The sequence below is a fragment of the Curtobacterium sp. MCSS17_007 genome (assembly GCF_003234175.2).
Lineage (GTDB): Bacteria > Actinomycetota > Actinomycetes > Actinomycetales > Microbacteriaceae > Curtobacterium.
Genome location: NZ_CP126257.1, coordinates 125,529 through 145,262 on the forward strand (window position 1 = coordinate 125,529; position 19,734 = coordinate 145,262).

Sequence of the window (19,734 nt, forward strand, 5' to 3'; positions counted from 1 at the left end):
AGGAGGCCGTGATGCCGCTCGAACGACTCGACGAGCCGGGGCTCGGCCTGACCGGGACGACGTGGACGCGGGTGTCGCCGAAGCTCGTCTGGACCGAGCTCGTCAGCACGATCGTGGTCGGGGTCGTCGTGACCGCCGGGTGCGTGCTCTTCGCGGTGCTGTTCGGCGGGTTCGACGGGCCCGCGGGCACGGTCTGGACCTGCGTCGCGATCGTGGTCGCCCTCGTCGCACTGGTCACCGCCGTCCTGACGCCCCGTCGTGTCCGCGCCATCGGCTACGCCCTGCGCGACGACGACCTCGTGCTGCGCCGCGGGCTCATGTGGCAGCGCTTCACCGCGGTGCCGTACGGGCGCATGCAGCTCGTCGACGTGAACCGCGGACCGCTCGACCGGGCCCTCGGGCTGAGCGAGCTGAAGTTCGTCACCGCCGCCGCCGCGACGAACGTCCGGATCCCGGGCATCCCCGCTGCCGACGCCGACGAGCTGCGCGACCGGCTCGTCGAGCTCGCCGAGTCCCGCCGCGCCGGGCTCTAGGGGCGATCGTGACGTTCCGACCCGGGCCACCGCCGCCCGCACCGCCGCGCCGGGGTGACGCCGCCGCAGCCGCTCCGCTGACGGACGGCGAGTGGCACCGCCTGCACCCGCTGACGCCGCTGCTCAAGGGCGGCATCTTCCTCATCGTCGTGCTCGGCTACGTGCTGAACAACCTGCGGGACCAGCTCCTCGAGTTCTTCGTGCCGGGCCAGGCCCCGCAGGAGGACGGCGACCCCGTCCGCTACGTGTGGGAGCACGGTGCGGTCGGCTGGGTCCTGCTCGGGATCGTCGTGCTCCTGGCCGTGTTGATCGGGTCGTTCTACGTCTCGTGGCGGATGCACGAGTTCCGCGTCACGGGCGACGTGGTCGAGGTCCGCTCGGGCGTGCTGTTCCGCAGCCACCGCAAGGCCCGGCTCGACCGGATCCAGGGCATCAACATCTCGCGGCCCGTGGTGCCGCGGATCTTCGGCACGGCGAAGCTCGAGATCGCCCAGGCCGGCAACGACGCCAACGTGCAGCTGGCGTACCTCGGCGCGCGGGCGGCGGACGACCTGCGGCAGCGCATCCTCGTGCTCGCCTCGGGCGCCCAGGACGACGAGGAGACGGCCCGCCGCGACTCGAACGGCGTGCTGCAGGACCGCGTCGGCGAGCTCTTCTCGCCCGAGCTCGACCCCGCCGCCGTGCACGCCACCCGGATCGTGAAGGTGCACCCGGGCCGGCTCATCGCGTCGATGCTGCTCTCCGGAACGACGGTGTTCTTCGTGGTGGTCATCGTGGCGATGATCGTCAGCATCGCGATCACGGGCGAGTACGGCATCCTGATCGGCCTGTTCCCGGTGGTCATCGGTGCCGGCGGCTACACCGTCCGGAAGTTCTCGCGCTCGCTGCAGTACACGATCGCCGAGACCCGCGACGGCATCCGCATCGGCTTCGGGCTCGTGTCCACCTCGAACGAGACGCTGCCGCCGGGGCGCATCCACGCCGTGAGCGTGGCGCAGCCGCTGCTCTGGCGGCCGTTCGGCTGGTGGGACGTCCGCATCAACCGCGCGACGAACGCCGGCAACGGGGCGTCCAACAACCAACAGGTCTCGTCGATCGTGCTGCCCGTCGGCCGTGCCGAGGACGTCCGCGAGGTCCTGGACATCATCCTGCCGCGGCTCGTCGGCGCGGCCGTCGCCGGTCCGGAGGCATCGCGCGAGCAACTCCGCGAGGGGTCGTCCGAGGCGGTCGACGTCGTCGACGACAGCCTCACCACGACCGGTGACCGCGGCGGCTTCGTGCACTCGCCCCGCCGCGGCGCCTGGCTCCGGCCGTTCGCGTTCCGCCGCAACGGCTACCGCTTCGTGCCGGGCGCGGTGCTGCTCCGGCTCGGTGCCGTCTGGCGCTCGCTCGTGATCGTCCCGCTGCCGCGCGTGCAGAGCGTCAAGGTCGAGCAGGGACCGCTCGAACGCGCGCTCCGGCTCGCGTCGGTGCACGTCCACACGGTCGCCGGCCCGGTGTCCGCCCGCGTCGGGGCGCTCGACGCCCTCGACGCGCAGCGGCTGTGGTCGGAGACCGCCCGCCGTGCCGTCGAGGCGGCCGCCGTCGACACCTCCCACCGCTGGCGCGAACGGGAGGCCCGACCCACCCCCGCCACGCACGCGTCGGACCCGCAGGCGGTCGGTGCCACGGCCGTGACGGCTGCCACGGGCCCGTGGCAGGCCGGCGCTGGGACGCACCCCGCGCCTCCCGTCCGCTGGGCCGACGTGCCGCCACCCGGAGCCCTGCGGTGAGGGCGGGACGACTCGGCGTCGGCATCGTCGGCGCGGGCAGGGTCGGACCCGTGCTCGGCGCCGCGCTCGCGAACGCCGAGCACGCGGTCGTGGGTGTGACGGCCGTGTCCGACGCCGGCCGCGACCGCGCCGAGGCGATGCTCCCCGGCGCACCCGTCCTGGCGACCCCGGACCTGGTCGAGCGGAGCGAACTCGTGCTGCTCGCCGTGCCCGACGACCAGCTCGCGCCGCTCGTGCAGGGCCTGGCGGACGCCGGCATCTGGCAGCCGGGGCAGCTCGTCGTGCACACCAGCCCCGACCACGGCGTCGAGGTGCTCCGACCGGCGATGTCGGCCGGCGCGATCCCGCTCGCCATCCACCCGGCGATGGCGTTCACCGGCACGAGCGTCGACCTCGCCCGGCTGCGTGACGCCTACTGCGCCGTCACCGCACCGGCGCCGGTGCTGCCGATCGCCCAGGCGCTCGTCGTCGAGATGGGCGCGGAGCCGTTCGTCGTCACCGAGCAGGACCGGCCCGCGTACGCCGACGCGGTGCGCGCCGCGGTGTCGTTCTCGACCGCGATCGTCGACCAGTCCGCCGGAACGCTCTCCGGCATCGGCGTGGAGCACCCCGGGCGGGTGCTCGGCGCCCTCGTGCGCTCGGCGGTCGACAACGCCCTCGCCGCGGCGGACGGCCAGGCGGCCCTGTAGCCGTCCCTCCGGTTCCGGGCGCGAGCGGTGCGGCCGGTACCATCGACGCATCCCCCACGACCCCATCGGAGCCGCACCAGCATGACCGACGAGACCGCACCCGCCACCGAGCCCTCGGGCGACGGCCCCTCCGCAGCGGAGCTCGCCGCCGCCGAGACCAGCGAACAGCGGCAGGTGCGGCTCGACAAGCGGGCGAAGCTCCTGGAAGCCGGCATCGAGGCGTACCCGGCCGAGCTGCCGATCACGACCACGATCGCGTCGGTGCGCGAGCAGTACGCCCACCTCGAGACAGGTGAGGAGACGCAGGACGTCGTCGGGCTCGCGGGCCGCATCGTGTTCTCGCGCAACACCGGCAAGCTCTGCTTCGCGACCCTGCAGTCCGGCGACGGGTCCCGCATCCAGGCGATGGTGTCCCTCGCCGAGGTCGGCGACGAGTCGCTCGCGCGCTGGAAGGAGTTCGTCGACCTCGGCGACCACGTGTTCGTGCACGGTCGCGTCATCTCCTCGCGTCGTGGCGAGCTGAGCATCATGGTCGACGACTGGGCGATCGCGGCGAAGGCGATCCTGCCGCTGCCGAACCTGCACAACGAGCTGAACGAGGAGACCCGGGTCCGCCAGCGGTACCTCGACCTGATCGTCCGCGACCAGGCCCGCGAGACCGTCCGCGCCCGTGCCGCCGTCATGGCGTCGCTCCGCCAGACCTTCACCGGCCACGACTACCTCGAGGTCGAGACCCCGATGCTGCAGACGCAGCACGGCGGCGCCTCGGCCCGACCCTTCGTGACGCACTCGAACGCCTTCGACACCGACCTGTACCTGCGCATCGCGCCGGAGCTCTTCCTCAAGCGCGCCGTCGTCGGTGGCATCGACCGGGTCTTCGAGATCAACCGGAACTTCCGGAACGAGGGCGCCGACTCGTCGCACTCGCCCGAGTTCGCGATGGTCGAGGCGTACCAGGCCTACGGCAACTACGAGCAGATGGCCGACCTGACGCAGGAGCTCGTGCAGAACGCGGCGAAGGCCGTGACGGGCGGCTCCCTCGTCGTCACGCTCGCCGACGGCTCCGAGTACGACCTCGGCGGCGAGTGGGCCCGCATGGACATGTACGGCTCGCTGTCCGAAGCCGCGGGGCGCGAGATCACCCCGGAGACCCCGCTGTCCGAGCTGGTGGCGCTCGCCGAGGCCGAGGGCGTCGAGGTCGCGCACGCCACGCACGGCAAGTACGTCGAGGAGCTGTGGGAGCACTTCCACGGCGACCAGCTGCACGCGCCGACGTTCGTGATGAACTTCCCGGTCGACACCTCGCCGCTCACCCGCGAGCACCGCACCCGCCCGGGCGTGGTCGAGAAGTGGGACCTGTACGTCCGCGGGTTCGAGCTCGCGACGGCGTACTCCGAGCTCGTCGACCCCGTCGTGCAGCGCGAGCGCTTCGTCGAGCAGGCGAAGCTCGCCGCCGGCGGCGACCCCGAGGCGATGCGCGTCGACGAGGAGTTCCTGCGGGCCCTCGAGCACGCGATGCCGCCGTCGGGCGGCATGGGCATGGGCGTCGACCGCCTGCTGATGGCGATCACCGGTCTCGGGATCCGCGAGACGATCCTGTTCCCGCTGGTCAAGTAGGGACGCGACCCGACGACCCGACGGGAGGCGCGGTGCCGGCTTGCACCGCGCCTCCCGTTGCGTCCCGGCTCCGGTCCGGGCGCATGGCGCCCATCGGGGCGAGGTACGATGCTCCGGTGCCAGAGGGAGTCGTGACCGGGATCATCTTCGCCGTGACGCCGACGGTCGTCGTCGGCCTGATCTTCTGGTTCGTGATGCGCGCGATCATGCGCGCGGACCGCACGGAGCGCGCGGCGTACGCGAAGGTCGAGGCCGAGGAGCGCGCCCGCTACGAGCGCGAGCACGGGCGACCGGCACCCGCGCCGACCTCGGCGGAGTAGCCCTCGCCAGCACCGCGTCACCACCCGTTCACCGTCGGGTGGTGCAGTGACGTCGTGAGCGCACGTCCCTGCCTGCCGCCGATCCCGTCGGATCCGGCGGACCTCGACCCCGAGGACGCCTTCGGCCACTCCGTCCTGCCCGACGCGACGCGCGACGCGGTGTGGGCCGACGAGGACGACGACGACATCGACGTCTGAGCGTCCGACGTCTGCGCGTCCGTCGTCGGTCACCGGCCGTTCACCCTGTCGTCGACGGGACGTCGCCCGCGCGGGTGAGCATCGTCCGCATGTCCATCACGCACGCCTTCACCGGCCGCAGCCTCGTCGGCGACATCGAGAGCGAGTACGACGAGTTCGACCGCGACGCCGACCTCGAGACCTCCAAGCGACGGGACGGGTGGCTCGAACCCTCCTGGTGACACCGCGCGCCCAACGGTCTTCGGGGTACGGAGTCCGGATCACGACGATCCGGAACGCCGTACCCCTTTTCCGTGTCCACGAGGCGCAACGGCCCGGGGTACACGGGTGACAGCCCTGGCGAAACACGGTCGAAACACCGGAAACACGGCGACATCCCCTTGTGTTCGGGGATCAGGCGGGGGCAAGCTGTCGGTGGGCCTGTACCCCGCGGGGGACAGTTCCGATGGTGAAGCACGGCGTTCCCTGGGAATCGATCCGATCGGTTTGTGGGGTACACCTTGCGACCGCTTTACTCATCAGCACCCCCCAACGAGGCCATCACCGTCGAACCGCAGGGAGAGTCACCATGACGATCGCGACCGCAGCACCGAAGACGACGACCACTGGCACCACCGCGCGCCGCAGCAAGAAGGCAGCAGCCGCGAAGACCGCGGACGCCGCGGTGGAGACCACCACCCTCGACACCGACGTCGAGGCGGACGAGCAGCTCGCCGGCGTCCGGGGCGCATCCGTCGACCAGGTCGGCGACTACCTGCGCCACATCGGCCGGCTCTCGCTCCTGACCGCGGAGGAGGAGGCGGACATCGCCCGCCGCATCGAGGTCGGGCTGTTCGCCGAGGAGAAGCTCAACACCGAGCCCGGGATCGACAAGACGCTGCAGCGCGAGCTGCGCTGGCTCGTCCGCGACGGTGAGCGCGCCAAGGAGCGCATGATCACCTCGAACCTCCGCCTCGTCGTGAGCATCGCGAAGCGCTACTCGCAGCGCGGCCTGCCGTTCATGGACGTCATCCAGGAGGGCAACCTCGGCCTGGTCCGCGCGGTCGAGAAGTTCGACTTCACGCAGGGCTACAAGTTCTCGACCTACGCCACCTGGTGGATCCGCCAGGCGATCTCGCGTGGTCTCGCCGACAAGGCGCGTACGATCCGCATCCCGGTGCACACCGTCGAGCTCATCAACAAGATCTCGCGCACCGAGCGTGACCTGACCGTGGACCTCGGCCGTGCGCCGATGCCCGACGAGGTCGCCGCGGAGCTCAGCATGAGCACCGAGGAGCTCCTCGACCTCAAGGGCCGCTCGCACGAGCCGGTGTCGATCCACACCGTGGTCGGCGACTCGGACGACAGCGAGCTCGGCGACTTCATCGAGGACGAGGACGCCGCGAGCCCGAACGAGCTCACCGAGACGACGCTCCTGCACCGCGACATCCGCTCCATCGTCTCCGAGCTGCCGAGCGACGAGGCCAACGTCATCCGCATGCGCTACGGCCTGGACGACGACAAGCCGATGACGCTCGACGAGATCTCGAAGATCGTGCACACCACTCGCCAGGCGGTCAGCCGCGTGGAGTCGCGTGCGAAGCTGCGCCTGTTCGCGAAGGCCGTGAGCCAGGACATGCAGCTGTACCTGACCGACTGAGGTCAGCAGGCTTCGGCCGGCGCGTGAGCGTCGGCTCGGGGAACCGGGCCGTCCTGTGGGAAGGCGGTCCGGTGGGGTGATGGGACGGCCCGTCCAGGCACTGCCTGGGCGGGCCACTTCGCTGTCCAGGGTCGCACCCGCACTGATGTGTAGCATTCCAGCATGATCCGACTGCGACAGCCCGATCCCGCCGAGCGCTCCGTCGACCTCGACGGCTCGTTCAACGCCCGCGACGCGGCAGGCCTCGCGACGACCGACGGGTGCCGATTCGTCCGGGGGAGGTTGTTGCGATCGGGATCCCTCGGCGGACTGACCGACGACGGGCGTGCGAGGCTGCGTAGCCTCGGCGTCACCACGGTGCTCGACCTGCGCACCGACGCGGAGCGGTCCGCCGCTCCGGACGCACTCGTCGGGAGCGGGGCCACGGCCGTCCCGGTACCGATGCTCGCGGGAGCGGTCGCGTCGATGACCGACGTCCCGGCGCTCGACGAGCTCTACTGCCGCCTGCTCGACGACGAACCGACGGCCGTCGCCGATGCGGTCCGAGTCGTGGCGCACGCCGGTACGGAGGGCGTGCTGGTGCACTGCTCCGCGGGGAAGGACCGCACCGGTGTCGTGGTGGCGCTCCTGCTGACCGTGCTCGGTGTGCCGACGGCCACGGTGCTCGACCACTACGCCGCGACCGAGACGTTCCTGCCGGACTCCTTCGGGCAGGCGGCGCAGGAACTCGTCGCGCAGCTCGCCGGCTCGGGCGAGCACCTCGACGGTGACCGGGTGCTCGAGCTCGCCACGCGGTCACCGCGGGCGGCGATGGAGCGCGCGCTGCAGCACCTGCAGGAGACCCACGGCGGCGCGGAGGCGTACCTGCGCTCGGCCGGCTTGGCGGACGCCGACCTGGGGGCGCTGCGTCACCGGATGCTCGACCGAGCGGCGTGCTGCGCTAGTCCTCGAGCTCGCGGCCGAGCTTCTGACGGAGGTCCTGCGGGATGAGCTCGATGAGCTGGTCCGGGCGCACCGGCAGGTCGAGCAGGCTGAGCTTCACCCGACCGGTCCGCCCGTGCCGCTCGGCGTCGAGCCGCACCACGCTGCCCGCGTCCTTGCGGAGCCGGATGTCGATCTGGGCCCCGGTCGCCACCTCGCCGACCACGAGCCCGTCGACCTCGAGCGCCGCGCTCCTGGTGCCCTCGGCGATGTCGAAGCGGTAGCGCTCCCGCGCGGCGAGCACGACGGCACGGTCGATGCCGGCCATCGGGGCGACGGGCGTCACGACCGAGCCGGACAACGCGGGGGAGAGCACCGGCCCGCCGGCCGCGTAGTTGTAGGCGGTGGAACCGGCGGGGGTCGCGGCGACGATGGCGTCCGCGCGGTAGTAGCCGTAGCCGAGCCCGTTCACGCTGAGGTCGGCGGACACCTGCCCGGCACCCGGCCGCCGCACGATGGTCAGGTCGTTGAAGGCGAGGTAGTCGGTGCGGGCACCGCCCCACGACAGCCGTGCCTCGAGGGCGTGGTGCGGTTCGAGCTGGTACTCGCCGGCGGACAGGCGGTCGAGCGCGGCCTCGAGCTCGGGCGGCTCGATCTCGACGAGGAACCCGACGTTGCCGTAGTTCACCCCGAGCACCGGCACCGGGCGCTTCGCCACGAGGCGCATCGCACCGAGCATCGTGCCGTCGCCACCGAGCGCGACGACGAGGTCGACCTGGTCGGTGAAGTCGTCGTCGCCGATCACCTCGACGTCCCCGCCGATGCGCTGGGCGTCCGCCCGTCGGGCCACGAGTCGTCCGGCGCCCGACGCGTTCCACCGCTGCAGGGTCGTGATGGACTCCCGCACGTTCTTGGTGGGGTGGACGACGAGGCCGACGACGGGCTGCTCCATGCCCGCAGCGTACCCGGAGCACCCGCGGCGTCCCCCGAGCGGGCCCCTGCACGAGCACCGTGCTCGCGGTGCGCAACGAGGTCACGCCCACGGCGAACAGGGGCAGCCCTGCGGGGGTCCGCTGGTTAGTCTCGATGTACGTCACCGAGCTCCCACGAGCCCGGCAAGGGAGAGCACATGTTCGAGAGATTCACCGACCGAGCCCGTCGTGTTGTCGTCCTCGCTCAAGAAGAAGCGAAGATGCTCAACCACAACTACATCGGCACCGAGCACATCCTCCTCGGCCTCATCCACGAGGGCGAGGGCGTCGCCGCCAAGGCACTGGAGTCGCTCGGCATCTCGCTCGATGCCGTCCGCGAGCAGGTCCAGGACATCATCGGGCAGGGCCAGCAGCAGCCGACCGGGCACATCCCGTTCACGCCGCGCGCCAAGAAGGTGCTCGAGCTGTCCCTGCGCGAGGCGCTGCAGCTCGGCCACAACTACATCGGCACCGAGCACATCCTGCTCGGTCTCATCCGCGAGGGCGAGGGCGTCGCCGCCCAGGTCCTCGTCAAGCTCGGCGCGGACCTCAACCGCGTCCGTCAGCAGGTCATCCAGCTCCTGTCCGGCTACCAGGGCAAGGAAGCGGTCGCCGTCGGCGGCGAGCAGCAGCAGAACGCCCAGCAGGGTTCGCAGGTCCTCGACCAGTTCGGTCGGAACCTCACCCAGGCGGCGCGCGACGGCAAGCTCGACCCGGTCATCGGGCGCGAGAAGGAGATGGAGCGGGTCATGCAGATCCTCTCCCGCCGCTCCAAGAACAACCCCGTCCTGATCGGTGAGCCGGGCGTCGGCAAGACCGCGGTCGTCGAGGGCCTCGCCCAGGCGATCGTGAAGGGCGACGTCCCGGAGACGCTGAAGGACAAGCAGCTGTACTCGCTCGACCTCGGGTCGCTCATCGCCGGGTCCCGCTACCGCGGCGACTTCGAGGAGCGCCTGAAGAAGGTCACGAAGGAGATCCGCACCCGCGGCGACATCATCGTCTTCATCGACGAGATCCACACGCTCGTCGGTGCCGGTGCTGCCGAGGGCGCGATCGACGCCGCGTCGATCCTCAAGCCGCTCCTCGCCCGCGGTGAGCTGCAGACGGTCGGTGCGACCACGCTCGACGAGTACCGCAAGCACTTCGAGAAGGACGCCGCACTCGAGCGTCGCTTCCAGCCGGTGCAGGTCAACGAGCCGTCGCTACCGCACGCGATCAACATCCTCAAGGGCCTCCGCGACAAGTACGAGGCGTTCCACAAGGTGTCCATCACCGACGGTGCGATCGTCGCCGCGGCGAACCTGGCGGACCGCTACGTGCAGGACCGCTTCCTGCCGGACAAGGCCATCGACCTGATCGACGAGGCCGGCGCACGCCTGCGCCTGTCGATCCTGTCGGCGCCGCCGGAGCTCCGCGAGTTCGACGAGAAGATCTCGACGGTCCGCGGGCAGAAGGAAGCCGCGATCGAGGAGCAGGACTTCGAGAAGGCCGCGAGCCTGCGCGACGAGGAGAAGAAGCTCCTCGGCGAGCGTCTCCGCCTCGAGAAGCAGTGGCGTGCGGGTGACGTCGCCGCGTCCGGCACCGTCGACGAGGGCATCATCGCCGAGGTCCTGGCGCAGGCCACGGGCATCCCGGTGTTCAAGCTCACCGAAGAGGAGACCTCGCGTCTCGTCTTCATGGAGAAGGCCCTGCACGAGCGCGTCATCGGTCAGGAAGAGGCCATCTCGGCCCTCTCGAAGACCATCCGCCGCACCCGTGCCGGCCTGAAGGACCCCAACCGCCCCTCGGGCTCGTTCATCTTCGCCGGCCCCACGGGCGTCGGGAAGACCGAGCTCGCCAAGGCGCTCGCCGAGTTCCTGTTCGACGACGAGGGCGCGCTGATCTCCCTCGACATGTCGGAGTTCGGTGAGAAGCACACGGTCTCGCGACTCTTCGGTGCCCCTCCCGGGTTCGTCGGGTTCGAGGAGGGCGGCCAGCTCACCGAGAAGGTGCGCCGCAAGCCGTTCTCCGTGGTCCTGTTCGACGAGATCGAGAAGGCCCACCCGGACATCTTCAACTCGCTGCTGCAGGTCCTCGAAGAGGGTCGCCTGACCGATGGTCAGGGCCGCGTGGTCGACTTCAAGAACACCGTCATCATCATGACCACGAACCTCGGTTCGCAGGGCATCGCCGGTGGCCCGGTGGGCTTCCAGGTCGAGGGTGACTCGGCCGTCGGCTACGACCGCATGCGCTCGAAGGTGAACGAGGAGCTCAAGAAGCACTTCAAGCCGGAGTTCCTCAACCGCGTCGACGACACGATCGTGTTCCCGCAGCTCTCGCAGTCCGAGCTGCTGCAGATCGTGGACCTGTTCGTGAAGCGCCTGTCCGACCGTCTGCTGGACCGCGACATGACGGTGGAGCTCACGCTCGCCGCCAAGGAGCAGCTCATCAAGGTCGGCTTCGATCCGGCACTCGGTGCCCGACCGCTGCGTCGCGCGATGCAGCACGAGGTCGAGGACCAGCTGTCCGAGCACATCCTGCAGGGTGAGCTCAACGCCGGCGACCACGTGAAGGTCGACTTCGTCGACGGCAAGTTCGACTTCGAGACCGGGCGGCAGCCGGGTCGCGAGGAGGTCCTCGCCGGGGCGGCCGCGGTCGAGTCCGCGGAGACCCCGCAGGGCGAGATCGAGTCCTAGGACCCAGTCCAGACGGACGGGAGGCGCGGTGCCAGCTGGCACCGCGCCTCCCGTGCGCTGTCCCAGGGCGCGGGCCGCAGGCCAGGACACGCGTGTTCCGGCGGTTGGCGGACGTGACCCCCGGGTGGGGGTAGCGTTGTCCCTGCGAGGAGTTCCCCCCAACACCTCGCGCGCGACGTCCGGCTGGTTCCCCCCAACGGGTCGGACGTCAGTGGCCCCGGTCTCCCCCCGACCGGGGCCACTTCACGTTCCGGGGCCGTCAGCCGAGTGCGGCGGCGAAGTCGCGGACGCCGGACTCCCAGCGCTCCGGGTCCTCGTTCCACTCGAGCGTGTGCCGGGCGTGGTCGAACGTCACCACGCGGGCGCCGCGAGCGCGCCGCACGGCGAGGTCGGGTTCTGCGACGAGTGCGTCCGCGGTCGAGTGCAGCAGCAGCGTGGGCGTGCGGTCGTCCTGCCAGCGCGTCACCGTGAGCGGGTACGGCACCCCGGCCAGGCGGCTCAACCCCGGGGTCGTCGCGATGCGGGCGGCGACGATCGCGACCGCGGCGGGGAACCGTGCCGACGTGACCGCACCGCGCAGGGCCGACCGGACGTCGAGGAGCGGTGCGACGCCGACGATGCCGTCCACCGGCGTGCGTGCCGCGGCGGCGGAGGCGGCGAGGGCACCTGCGGACCAGCCCTGCAGCACGACGCGTTCGGCCCCGCGGGCCCTGGCGGCGTGCGCGGCGGCGGCGACGCGGTCAACGGCCGCGGGGTCGAGGGACCGGAGCGGCAGGTCGGTGGTGTCGACGACCTGGCTCGAGGCGCCGAGCGACCGCCAGACCCGCAGGCCGCGGAGGACCTGCTGCGGACCGATCGACTGCCCGTGCACGTGGACGACGTGCGTGCGGGCGATGCCGTCCGGCTCGGTGCCCGGGACGTCCTGCTCGGTCGCGTACACGAGCTCGGACTCCGGCGGGGTGGCGGGTGCCGGACGGAGGAGCCGCCGGGCTGCGGCGGCGCCGAGGGCGACGCTCCCGGCGGAGGCGATCGCGGTACCGGTGACGGCGGTGCGCAGGAGCTGCATGGCGCCCACTCTGCCAGCGTGACGTGTGCGTGCGTCGGGTGCTTGTGGACAGACGGGAGGCGCGGTGCCAGCTGGCACCGCGCCTCCCGTCCGTGCGGAGTGTCCTAGGCCTGGACGTCGCCGCGCCAGCCCGGCTCGGTCGGTGCGTTCTCGACGCGCTCCTTGTAGTTCTGCAGGTCCTTCTTCACGGCGTGGCCGCCGACACCGACGGCGGAGCCGAGCTTCTCGAGGAGGCCGGTCGGCTCCCAGTCGATCTGTGCGGTGACGCGGGTCTCGGTGTCCGAGAGCTTGTGGAAGGTGACGACGCCTGCGTGCTCGACCTCGCCGTCCTTGACGGTCCACGCGACGCGCTCGTCCGGGTGCTGCTCGGTGATCACGGCGCGGAAGTCGCGCTCCTGACCGGCGACCTTGACGGTCCAGTCGGTGGTCTTGTCGTCCACCTGGACGATCTTCTCGACCTCGTCGAGGAACGTGGGGAACTCCTCGAACCGGGTCCACTGGTCGTAGGCCTGGCGGACCGGGACGTTGACGTCGACGGTCTCGATGATCTGGGGCATGCTCGCTCCTTCGTTTCGTCGTACTGGTTCGTGTTCGCGTCGAACGGTAGGCGCGTTGACCTGGACGGGTTCCAGGACCGGTGTCCCCCTGCGCGGCCCGGACGAGTCGGCCTCGCGCTCTATGCTCGGGAGGATGACGGGACACGGGAAGCACGCGTTCGACGAGCGGGACGAGCACGGGATCCGGGTGCGACCGGCGCTCGCGTCGGACGTGCCGCACATCCAGCGGCTCATCGCCCCGTACGTCGACCGGCGCATCCTGCTCGGCAAGGAGAACGTCGCCCTGTACGGCTCGATCCAGCAGTTCCGGATCGCCGAGGGGCCGGACGGTGTGCCGATCGGCTGCGGCGCGCTCGCCGTGTTCTGGGACGACATCGCCGAGGTCCGCACGCTCGCGCTCGACCCCGACTGGATCCACAAGCGCGTCGGCCACCGCATGCTCGAGGCGCTCGAGCACGACGCCCGCGCGCTCGGGGTGGCCCGGATCTTCTGCCTGACCTTCGAGGTCGAGTTCTTCGCGAAGCACGGGTACCTGGAGATCGGTGAGCAGGTCGTGTCGCCCGACGTCTACGCCGAACTCGTGCGGTCGTCGGACGAAGGGGTCGCGGAGTTCCTCGACCTCGCGCGGGTGAAGCCGAACACGCTCGGCAACACCCGCATGCTGAAGATCCTCTGACGCTTTCGGTGGCGCTACGGCGTCGCGTGGCTGCGGGGCGACGGGTTCGCCCTACCCTGTGCGCATGTCGTCGTTCCGTCACCCCGTGGGGCCCGAGTCGTCCGGTGTCTACTGGCGCCGTCGCGCGCTCGTGGCCGGCGTCCTGCTGCTCGTCGTCGTGGTGGTCGTGCTGATCGTGGTCGGGCGGGGGAGCGGCTCGTCGTCGGCGTCCGCTCCGAGCGCCTCGGCGTCTGCTTCCGCTGGGTCGTCGGACGGCTCGTCCTCGGGGTCGTCGTCCGGCTCGTCGTCGTCCGGTGTTGGTACGTCGACGCCGTCCGCATCGCCGTCGGCGTCGTCCGCACCGGGCGAGGCCGCGAGCTGCTCGAAGGACCAGATCGAGCTCACCCCCGTGGTCGACAAGCGCACCTACGGTCCCACCGAGGACCCGCGGATCTCGATGTCGATCACGAACACCGGTACGGCCGACTGCCACATGGACCTGGGGTCGGCGCAGCAGGTGCTGACGATCAGCTCGGGCGAGGAGCAGTACTGGTCGTCGAAGGACTGCCAGACCGGTGGGACGAACCAGGACGTCACCATCAAGGCGGGGCAGGAGCTCACCACGCCCGCCATCGCATGGGACCGGACGCGCTCGTCGGCGACGACGTGCGACTCGTCGCGGCCGGCGGTCACCGGAGGGGGCGCGAGCTACCACCTGCAGGTCGCGGTGGGGGACCTGGCGTCGAAGGAGTCGGCGCAGTTCGTGCTGAACTGACGCCTCGGTGCCCCGTCGTCATCCGGGACACGCACCGGTTCGTCCCGCCGCTCCCGAGTGCGCCATCCTGACACTGTGTCGAGTCAGGGGATCGTCGAGCGGGAGTCGTCCTACGAGCGTGAGGCCGGCGTCGAGCCGGTGAAGATCGCGACCCTGCGGGGTCTGCGGAAGCGCGCGAAGCGCGGGTTGTTCGAGTCCGAGGACGCGAGCATCTGGTCGGACGGCGTCCGCACCGAGTAGCGGCTCGGCGGCGCTACGGCTGCTCCTCGGCCGCTTCCGGGTCCAGCCCCGTCATGAAGTCGTCGAGGAAGGTCTGCAGGTCGAACGGCGTTGCGCTGTCTTCCGGCCCTGGTCGCGAGGAAGTCATGTGACCACGGTACGGCACTCCGCTAGGCCGTCTAGCGAAGTGCGCCGAGTGGCTGGCTGGTCGATCGTGGCTGACTGCTGCTGGAACGAGAGAACGGGCCCGCCGTCCGAAGACGACGAGCCCGTTCCGAGAGGCTGAGGTCAGCCGATGACCGAGATGTTCTCGGCCTGCGGGCCCTTGCGGCCCTCGGTGATCTCGAACTCCACCTTCTGGTTCTCCTCGAGCGACTTGTAGCCGTTGCCAGCGATCGCGGAGAAGTGCGCGAAGACGTCAGCGCTGCCGTCGTCCGGAGCGATGAAGCCGAAGCCCTTTTCGTTGTTGAACCACTTGACGGTGCCAGTTGCCATGATGGCGTTTCCTTAACTTTCTTGCCAGGCGACGTTCGTTGCCTGTCTTGCGAGACGGCTCTTGCTGCCGCCGATCCCCCGACGGTTGTCTTCGGATCAGTGCGTCCCGCGGGCATGGGCCGGTGGGACGGGTTCGGGGCCAGGCGACCTGGGAAGATCAGTGACCGATGGCGCTCGAAGGTGCGGAGCACCAGAAGAACGATGGACTCCCGCCGGAGCGGTTGAGACCAACCTACCGTGATGTGGCGGCAATGGAAGGGGTGGGACGGAGAAATCCGCCTCCAGCGGAACCCGTGTGTAGTATTTCTGTATGGGAACGGTGCTGCCGGGAGTGGTCGCGTTCGTCATCGGGACGGTCCTCGCCGTCGCGGCACTCGTCCCCTGGGCGGCGCTGCAGTACCGCCGACACGGCAGCCTGGGGTTCGGGCGGAGTCTGCTGGCCTTCGCGACACTCGTGTACTCCCTCGCCCTCGTGACGTACACGCTGCTGCCCCTGCCCGACGACGTCTCCACCCTCTGCCCCGGACCGTCCCCGCAGTTCGTGCCCTTCACGTTCCTGCAGGACATCGCGAAGGAGGGCGGTGTCTCGGGGCCCCGATCGCTCCTGTCGAACCCGGCTGCGGCGCAGGTCGTGTTCAACGTCATCCTGTTCATGCCGCTCGGTGCGCTCGTCCGCCACGCGGTCCTGCGACACCGGTGGTTCGCGGGCCTCCTGCTCGGCACCGCGGTCGGGTTCGGGGTCTCGCTGCTCATCGAGTGCACGCAGCTGACCGGTGACTGGTTCCTGTACCCGTGCGCCTACCGCCTGTTCGACGTCGACGACCTGCTCGCGAACACCACCGGCGCGCTGCTCGGCACCATGGCCGCGCCGGTGATCACGCTGCTCGCCGGTTCCGACCGTCGGACGGATGCCGCTGTCCCTCGCCCGGTGACGTTCCTGCGCCGGGCGTTCGGCATGTTGGCGGACCTGCTCACGATCGTGTTCACCGGGGGGCTCCTGACCTCCGGCACCGTCGTCACGCTCGCCCTGCTCGGGGTGGACGAGCGCTCGCCCTTGGCCGTCGTCCTGCTGTCCGTCTGCGCGCTCGTTGCCCCGGTCGGGCAGCTGGTCGTCGTCCTCGCCACCGGACGCACGCTCGGCGAGCACGTCGTGCGAATCCGCCCCGTTCCCCGCCCCGCAGGGGGCCGACGCCTCGTCCGCTGGGCACTCGGCTCCGGCGGGTGGTCCTTCGCCAGCGCGGTCACGTTCCCGTTCTCCGGGGTCGTGGCGTTCGTCCTGGCCGTCGCCGCGGTCGTCGGACTCGTCGTCACGCGGGACCGCCGTGGTTTCGCGAACGCGGTCGCCCGGCTCGGCGTCGAGGATGACCGCGCCCCCGCCGTCGTGCCTGGTCGTGCGGCGCAGGAAGATCTGGTGGACTAGGGGTGATGGCAGACAAGGAACAGCGCTTCCGGAGCGAGCAGCTCGAGGAGGCCCTCGCGAAGCAGGACGTCGCCGCGGTCGCGTTCGCGCTGCGGAACGACATCGTGATCGTCCCCCGGCTCGTCACCGGCAAGAAGGACATGCAGGTCCGCGTGTTCGGCCGCGAGGGCTCGGACAAGCGCATCCTGCTGCTCTTCTCGTCGGCCGATGCCTACACGGCGATGGTGCCGGATGAGAAGATCCGGCAGGTCATGGTCTACGACGGTCCCCGGCTCGAGGAGTTCCTCGCGGCGCACCTCGACTCGCTCGAGGGCGTGTTCTTCGACATCGCGGGTCCGCACACCATGCAGGCGACCCCGTCGGACCTGCTGACGGCGCTCCGCGCGTAGGCGCTGCTGTCAGGCCGGTCGCACCGGTCGGTCTGGAGGCGCGGGTCACCACCGTCGTACGGCTCGCGCTGTGCGCTCGTGCCCGTCCGAGCGCGGCTCGCGCTGGGCGCTCGTGCCGGTCAGCGCGTGGCCCGCACTGGCGCTCGTGCCCGTCAGAACGCTCGGTCGAGCTCGCGTTCCCGCACGGACTGCGTGAGCGAGAACGCGACGCGCAGGGCCTCGCGCAGGTGCTCGGCATCGGCGCCGAGGACGGTCGTGAACCCGAGCCGCGAGGCCTCGTTGGCACGCTGCTTCGCCCCGGTCGCGGGACGGATCTCGCCGGCGAGGCTGATCTCGCCGACTGCCGCGAGGGTGTGCGGGTACGGACGGTCACGCGCGGCACTCGCGAGGGCCAGTGCGATCGCGAGGTCGGCACCGGGCTCGGTGAGCTTCATCCCGCCGACCGTCGAGACGTAGACGTCCGCGTCGGACAGCTTCAGCCCGGCACGTCGTTCGAGCACGGCGAGCAACATCGCGACGCGCGACGAGTCGACGCCGTTGACGACCCGACGGGGTTGCGGCGCCGAGCTCGGGACGACGAGCGCCTGCACCTCGACCGGGAGTGCACGGCGACCCTCGAGCGCCACCGTCACGCACGTACCGGACACCGGGGTGCCGTTCCGTGACATGAAGAGGCCGCTGGGGTCCGGGACCTCGTGGATGCCGTCACCGGCCATGTCGAAGCAGCCGACCTCGTCGGTCGGACCGAAGCGGTTCTTGAGGGCGCGGACGAAGCGCAGTGCTGTCTGCCGGTCGCCCTCGAAGTGGCACACGACGTCGACCAGGTGCTCGAGCAGTCGGGGGCCCGCTATCGTGCCGTCCTTCGTGACGTGTCCGACGATGAGGACCGGGAGCGACCGCTCCTTCGCCACCCGGATCAAGGTTGAGGCGACCTCGCGCACCTGTGACGTCCCACCGGCGATGCCGTCGACCGTGCTCGAGGAGATCGTCTGCACGGAGTCGGCGATCACCAGGTCGGGCTGCACCTGGTCGATCTGACCGAGGATGACGCCGAGGTCGACCTCGCTCGCCAGGTAGAGCTGGTCGTGCATGGCGTTCGTGCGCTCGGCGCGGAGCCGGACCTGGTCGACGGACTCCTCGGCGCTGACGTAGAGGACACGCTTGCCCGTCGCCGCCGCACGCGAGGCCACCTCGAGCAGCAGGGTCGACTTGCCCACGCCCGGCTCACCGGACAGGAGCACGGCGGCTCCGGGCACGATGCCACCGCCGAGCACACGGTCGAACTCGCCGATCCCGGTGTTCCACCGCTGGACCGCGGTGCCGCGGGCCTCGGTGATCGGCCGGGCGACCCGGCCACCGGCGACGGAGACCGCCGCAGTACCGCGCGAGCTCGCTGCCGCAGCCGTCGTGTCCTCGACCGTGCCCCACGCCTGGCACTCGCCGCAGCGGCCGACCCACTTGATGCTGGTCCACCCGCACTCCGTGCAGCGGTAGAGGGACTGGGTGCGCGCCATGGCTCGAGGCTAGGCCGCTCCGCCGACATCACCGGACCGCGGCTCACGCTCATCGTCCTGGTCGTGTTCGCGGGCTCGGTCGTGCTCGCGTGCACGATCCCGTTCGTTCGGCAACGGGATGCCGCCCGTCATCCGCTGTCGCAGGCGCTCCACGCGACCCGGGCGCTCGCCGTGGTCGAGTTCGGCAGCGTGCTCGGTGTCCTGTTCGGCACGGGCGCTCGCGACCGCTCCGGCCTCGCGCCCGAGGTCCTCGGCCTCACGCGCTGACAGGTAGTGCCGGATCGCCGCGACGGAGTCGACCCGGGCGTCCACCGCGGGCTCGAACGCACTCGCCCAGATCTCGTAGCCGCGGTCGTTCGGGTGGAACAGGTCGCCGTAGCTGTTGAAGAACGTCCGACGAAGGCCGACCCGCTTCGTGATGACGTGCAGTGGCGCCACCGTCAGGCCGAGCTCGTCGGCGATCCGGTGCACGATCTCGTTCGCCACCGCCACCCTGCGCTCCCGGTCCGGCACGAACATGCACGGCAGCTCGGCGACGATGGCGTGTGACGGCACCGCGCTGTAGATCTCACGGATGTTCCGCTCGAACTTGTCCGGGTGGAAGTCGGCGATGTCGTTCGCCCCGATCGACACCGTGCAGACGTCGGGCGTGTAGTTGCGCAGCTTCGGGAGTTGATCCTTCTTCGCACCCCAGGTCGTCGCACCGGACACGCTGAGGTTCACGACGCGGACGGACATGCGGGACCGGTGCCGGATGCGGCGGGCGAGGAGTCCGACGTACCCGCGCCCCGGAGCGGTCGCGCCGACGCCCTGTGCCGCTGAGTCGCCGATCGCCAGGTAGGTGAGCTGCCCCTCGTGCTGCAGGCGCTCCCGCCACCAGTCGGCGTGCACGGGGAGCATGTCGACCACCCGCTGGGACGCGGCGCGTTGGCCCCGGATCCCCGCGCGAGCTCCGAAGGCGCCGCCACCCACCACGGCGAGGCCGCCGATGACGGACGTGAGCAGGGCGACGAGGGTGCGGGTCTTCATGCCGGAGACCGTACGCGGGCCGGCTCGTCGGGGACTCTGTTGTGCCTGGTCGGTGGAGAGGAGCGCGGACAGCACCGCCTGTGGAGGGGAGCCGAGGGCGGTGGTCAGGAGCGCCTCCCGGATCGTGTAAACTCGATCCCGGTACCGTGTCCGAGCGGCCTAAGGAGCATGTCTCGAAAACATGTGTGGGGGCAACTCCACCGTGGGTTCAAATCCCACCGGTACCGCCACAGAAAACCCCCGTTCACGCGGGGGTTTTCGTGTTTTCTGAAGCGGCTAT

The 19,734-nt window shown here is 70.8% G+C and carries 21 protein-coding genes and 1 tRNA gene; 16 read left to right on the forward strand and 6 right to left on the reverse strand.

The features are described 5' to 3' along the window. The first annotated feature begins 11 nt into the window (after window positions 1–11). The 9 genes from DEJ22_RS00650 (at window position 12) to DEJ22_RS00690 (ending at window position 7,758) form a co-directional block, all read left to right on the forward strand. Window positions 12–533, forward strand: a complete 522-nt coding sequence (locus tag DEJ22_RS00650) for a PH domain-containing protein (protein WP_111227943.1) — start codon at window positions 12–14, stop codon at window positions 531–533. 8 nt (window positions 534–541) lie between these two features. Then, window positions 542–2,305: a PH domain-containing protein gene (locus DEJ22_RS00655; RefSeq protein WP_111227944.1), complete on the forward strand. Its 1,764-nt coding sequence runs from the start codon at window positions 542–544 to the stop codon at window positions 2,303–2,305. Next, a complete protein-coding gene (locus DEJ22_RS00660) occupies window positions 2,302–2,994 on the forward strand; it encodes a Rossmann-like and DUF2520 domain-containing protein (protein ID WP_258379692.1) in 693 nt (230 codons plus the stop codon). The genes DEJ22_RS00655 and DEJ22_RS00660 overlap by 4 nt, the downstream gene beginning before the upstream one ends. Before the next feature lie 81 nt (window positions 2,995–3,075). Beyond that, window positions 3,076–4,611, forward strand: a complete 1,536-nt coding sequence (lysS, locus tag DEJ22_RS00665) for a lysine--tRNA ligase (RefSeq protein WP_111227945.1) — start codon at window positions 3,076–3,078, stop codon at window positions 4,609–4,611. A gap of 116 nt (window positions 4,612–4,727) precedes the next feature. Then, window positions 4,728–4,931: a hypothetical protein gene (locus DEJ22_RS00670; RefSeq protein ID WP_258379693.1), complete on the forward strand. Its 204-nt coding sequence runs from the start codon at window positions 4,728–4,730 to the stop codon at window positions 4,929–4,931. Window positions 4,932–4,985: 54 nt separating this feature from the next. Then, complete coding sequence (locus tag DEJ22_RS00675) at window positions 4,986–5,129, forward strand: hypothetical protein (RefSeq protein WP_181430951.1); 144 nt, start codon at window positions 4,986–4,988, stop codon at window positions 5,127–5,129. An 89-nt stretch (window positions 5,130–5,218) separates the two neighbouring features. After that, a complete protein-coding gene (locus tag DEJ22_RS00680; protein WP_258375509.1) occupies window positions 5,219–5,350 on the forward strand; it encodes a hypothetical protein in 132 nt (43 codons plus the stop codon). Window positions 5,351–5,697: 347 nt separating this feature from the next. After that, window positions 5,698–6,768 (forward strand): sigma-70 family RNA polymerase sigma factor, encoded by a 1,071-nt coding sequence (locus tag DEJ22_RS00685; RefSeq protein ID WP_111227947.1) that lies wholly within the window; start codon window positions 5,698–5,700, stop codon window positions 6,766–6,768. Between the two features lie 162 nt (window positions 6,769–6,930). Beyond that, entirely contained in the window at window positions 6,931–7,758 is an 828-nt protein-coding gene (locus DEJ22_RS00690) for a tyrosine-protein phosphatase (protein ID WP_111227948.1), read from the forward strand. Here the strand turns inward: DEJ22_RS00690 and DEJ22_RS00695 are convergent. Beyond that, window positions 7,709–8,641, reverse strand: coding sequence for an NAD(+)/NADH kinase (locus DEJ22_RS00695; protein WP_111227949.1), 933 nt, complete (start codon window positions 8,639–8,641; stop codon window positions 7,709–7,711). The two genes, DEJ22_RS00690 and DEJ22_RS00695, sit on opposite strands and share 50 nt — an antisense overlap. A 177-nt stretch (window positions 8,642–8,818) precedes the next feature. Between DEJ22_RS00695 and DEJ22_RS00700 the strand changes: the two genes are divergently transcribed. Beyond that, window positions 8,819–11,335: an ATP-dependent Clp protease ATP-binding subunit gene (locus DEJ22_RS00700; RefSeq protein WP_111227950.1), complete on the forward strand. Its 2,517-nt coding sequence runs from the start codon at window positions 8,819–8,821 to the stop codon at window positions 11,333–11,335. Window positions 11,336–11,594: 259 nt separating this feature from the next. Here the strand turns inward: DEJ22_RS00700 and DEJ22_RS00705 are convergent, their stop codons facing one another. Both DEJ22_RS00705 and DEJ22_RS00710 read right to left on the reverse strand, forming a co-directional pair. Continuing rightward, window positions 11,595–12,401 carry a hypothetical protein gene (locus tag DEJ22_RS00705; RefSeq protein ID WP_146241791.1) on the reverse strand — a complete coding sequence of 269 codons (807 nt, stop codon included), beginning with the start codon at window positions 12,399–12,401 and terminating at the stop codon, window positions 11,595–11,597. A 104-nt stretch (window positions 12,402–12,505) separates the two neighbouring features. After that, complete coding sequence (locus DEJ22_RS00710; RefSeq protein ID WP_111227952.1) at window positions 12,506–12,958, reverse strand: SRPBCC family protein; 453 nt, start codon at window positions 12,956–12,958, stop codon at window positions 12,506–12,508. A gap of 133 nt (window positions 12,959–13,091) precedes the next feature. Here DEJ22_RS00710 and DEJ22_RS00715 point away from each other — a divergent pair, with 133 nt between their 5' ends. The 3 genes from DEJ22_RS00715 (at window position 13,092) to DEJ22_RS00725 (ending at window position 14,628) form a co-directional block, all read left to right on the forward strand. Beyond that, entirely contained in the window at window positions 13,092–13,634 is a 543-nt protein-coding gene (locus tag DEJ22_RS00715; protein WP_111227953.1) for an amino-acid N-acetyltransferase, read from the forward strand. Between the two features lie 64 nt (window positions 13,635–13,698). Continuing rightward, on the forward strand, window positions 13,699–14,388 hold the full coding sequence (locus DEJ22_RS00720) for a hypothetical protein (protein ID WP_146241792.1): 690 nt from the start codon (window positions 13,699–13,701) through the stop codon (window positions 14,386–14,388). A gap of 75 nt (window positions 14,389–14,463) precedes the next feature. Further along, window positions 14,464–14,628 (forward strand): hypothetical protein, encoded by a 165-nt coding sequence (locus DEJ22_RS00725; protein WP_181430952.1) that lies wholly within the window; start codon window positions 14,464–14,466, stop codon window positions 14,626–14,628. 267 nt (window positions 14,629–14,895) lie between these two features. On the opposite strand, the gene cspE is transcribed toward DEJ22_RS00725, so the two are convergent. Next, window positions 14,896–15,102, reverse strand: coding sequence for a transcription antiterminator/RNA stability regulator CspE (gene cspE, locus DEJ22_RS00730; protein ID WP_022904520.1), 207 nt, complete (start codon window positions 15,100–15,102; stop codon window positions 14,896–14,898). Between the two features lie 310 nt (window positions 15,103–15,412). Here cspE and DEJ22_RS00735 point away from each other — a divergent pair, with 310 nt between their 5' ends. Both DEJ22_RS00735 and DEJ22_RS00740 read left to right on the forward strand, forming a co-directional pair. After that, window positions 15,413–16,522, forward strand: coding sequence for a VanZ family protein (locus DEJ22_RS00735; RefSeq protein WP_111227956.1), 1,110 nt, complete (start codon window positions 15,413–15,415; stop codon window positions 16,520–16,522). A gap of 5 nt (window positions 16,523–16,527) precedes the next feature. Further along, a complete protein-coding gene (locus DEJ22_RS00740) occupies window positions 16,528–16,911 on the forward strand; it encodes an SseB family protein (RefSeq protein WP_146241793.1) in 384 nt (127 codons plus the stop codon). A 152-nt stretch (window positions 16,912–17,063) separates the two neighbouring features. Here DEJ22_RS00740 and radA read toward each other — a convergent pair whose 3' ends face one another. Both radA and DEJ22_RS00750 read right to left on the reverse strand, forming a co-directional pair. Beyond that, entirely contained in the window at window positions 17,064–18,425 is a 1,362-nt protein-coding gene (gene radA, locus DEJ22_RS00745; protein WP_111227958.1) for a DNA repair protein RadA, read from the reverse strand. 9 nt (window positions 18,426–18,434) lie between these two features. Continuing rightward, a complete protein-coding gene (locus tag DEJ22_RS00750; protein WP_111227959.1) occupies window positions 18,435–19,454 on the reverse strand; it encodes an SGNH/GDSL hydrolase family protein in 1,020 nt (339 codons plus the stop codon). Between the two features lie 140 nt (window positions 19,455–19,594). Here DEJ22_RS00750 and DEJ22_RS00755 point away from each other — a divergent pair. Further along, window positions 19,595–19,684 (forward strand) — tRNA-Ser (locus DEJ22_RS00755). Window positions 19,685–19,734: the final 50 nt, after the last annotated feature.

Coding starts and splice junctions, on each gene's coding strand:
- DEJ22_RS00705 (WP_146241791.1), bottom strand. CDS start 12,401: ATGCAGCTCCTGCGCACCGCCGTCACCGGTACCGCGATCGCCTCCGCC.
- lysS (WP_111227945.1), top strand. CDS start 3,076: ATGACCGACGAGACCGCACCCGCCACCGAGCCCTCGGGCGACGGCCCC.
- radA (WP_111227958.1), bottom strand. CDS start 18,425: ATGGCGCGCACCCAGTCCCTCTACCGCTGCACGGAGTGCGGGTGGACC.
- cspE (WP_022904520.1), bottom strand. CDS start 15,102: ATGGCAACTGGCACCGTCAAGTGGTTCAACAACGAAAAGGGCTTCGGC.
- DEJ22_RS00735 (WP_111227956.1), top strand. CDS start 15,413: ATGGGAACGGTGCTGCCGGGAGTGGTCGCGTTCGTCATCGGGACGGTC.
- DEJ22_RS00695 (WP_111227949.1), bottom strand. CDS start 8,641: ATGGAGCAGCCCGTCGTCGGCCTCGTCGTCCACCCCACCAAGAACGTG.
- DEJ22_RS00710 (WP_111227952.1), bottom strand. CDS start 12,958: ATGCCCCAGATCATCGAGACCGTCGACGTCAACGTCCCGGTCCGCCAG.
- DEJ22_RS00650 (WP_111227943.1), top strand. CDS start 12: ATGCCGCTCGAACGACTCGACGAGCCGGGGCTCGGCCTGACCGGGACG.
- DEJ22_RS00750 (WP_111227959.1), bottom strand. CDS start 19,454: ATGAAGACCCGCACCCTCGTCGCCCTGCTCACGTCCGTCATCGGCGGC.
- DEJ22_RS00715 (WP_111227953.1), top strand. CDS start 13,092: ATGACGGGACACGGGAAGCACGCGTTCGACGAGCGGGACGAGCACGGG.
- DEJ22_RS00680 (WP_258375509.1), top strand. CDS start 5,219: ATGTCCATCACGCACGCCTTCACCGGCCGCAGCCTCGTCGGCGACATC.
- DEJ22_RS00740 (WP_146241793.1), top strand. CDS start 16,528: ATGGCAGACAAGGAACAGCGCTTCCGGAGCGAGCAGCTCGAGGAGGCC.
- DEJ22_RS00690 (WP_111227948.1), top strand. CDS start 6,931: ATGATCCGACTGCGACAGCCCGATCCCGCCGAGCGCTCCGTCGACCTC.
- DEJ22_RS00700 (WP_111227950.1), top strand. CDS start 8,819: ATGTTCGAGAGATTCACCGACCGAGCCCGTCGTGTTGTCGTCCTCGCT.
- DEJ22_RS00720 (WP_146241792.1), top strand. CDS start 13,699: ATGTCGTCGTTCCGTCACCCCGTGGGGCCCGAGTCGTCCGGTGTCTAC.
- DEJ22_RS00685 (WP_111227947.1), top strand. CDS start 5,698: ATGACGATCGCGACCGCAGCACCGAAGACGACGACCACTGGCACCACC.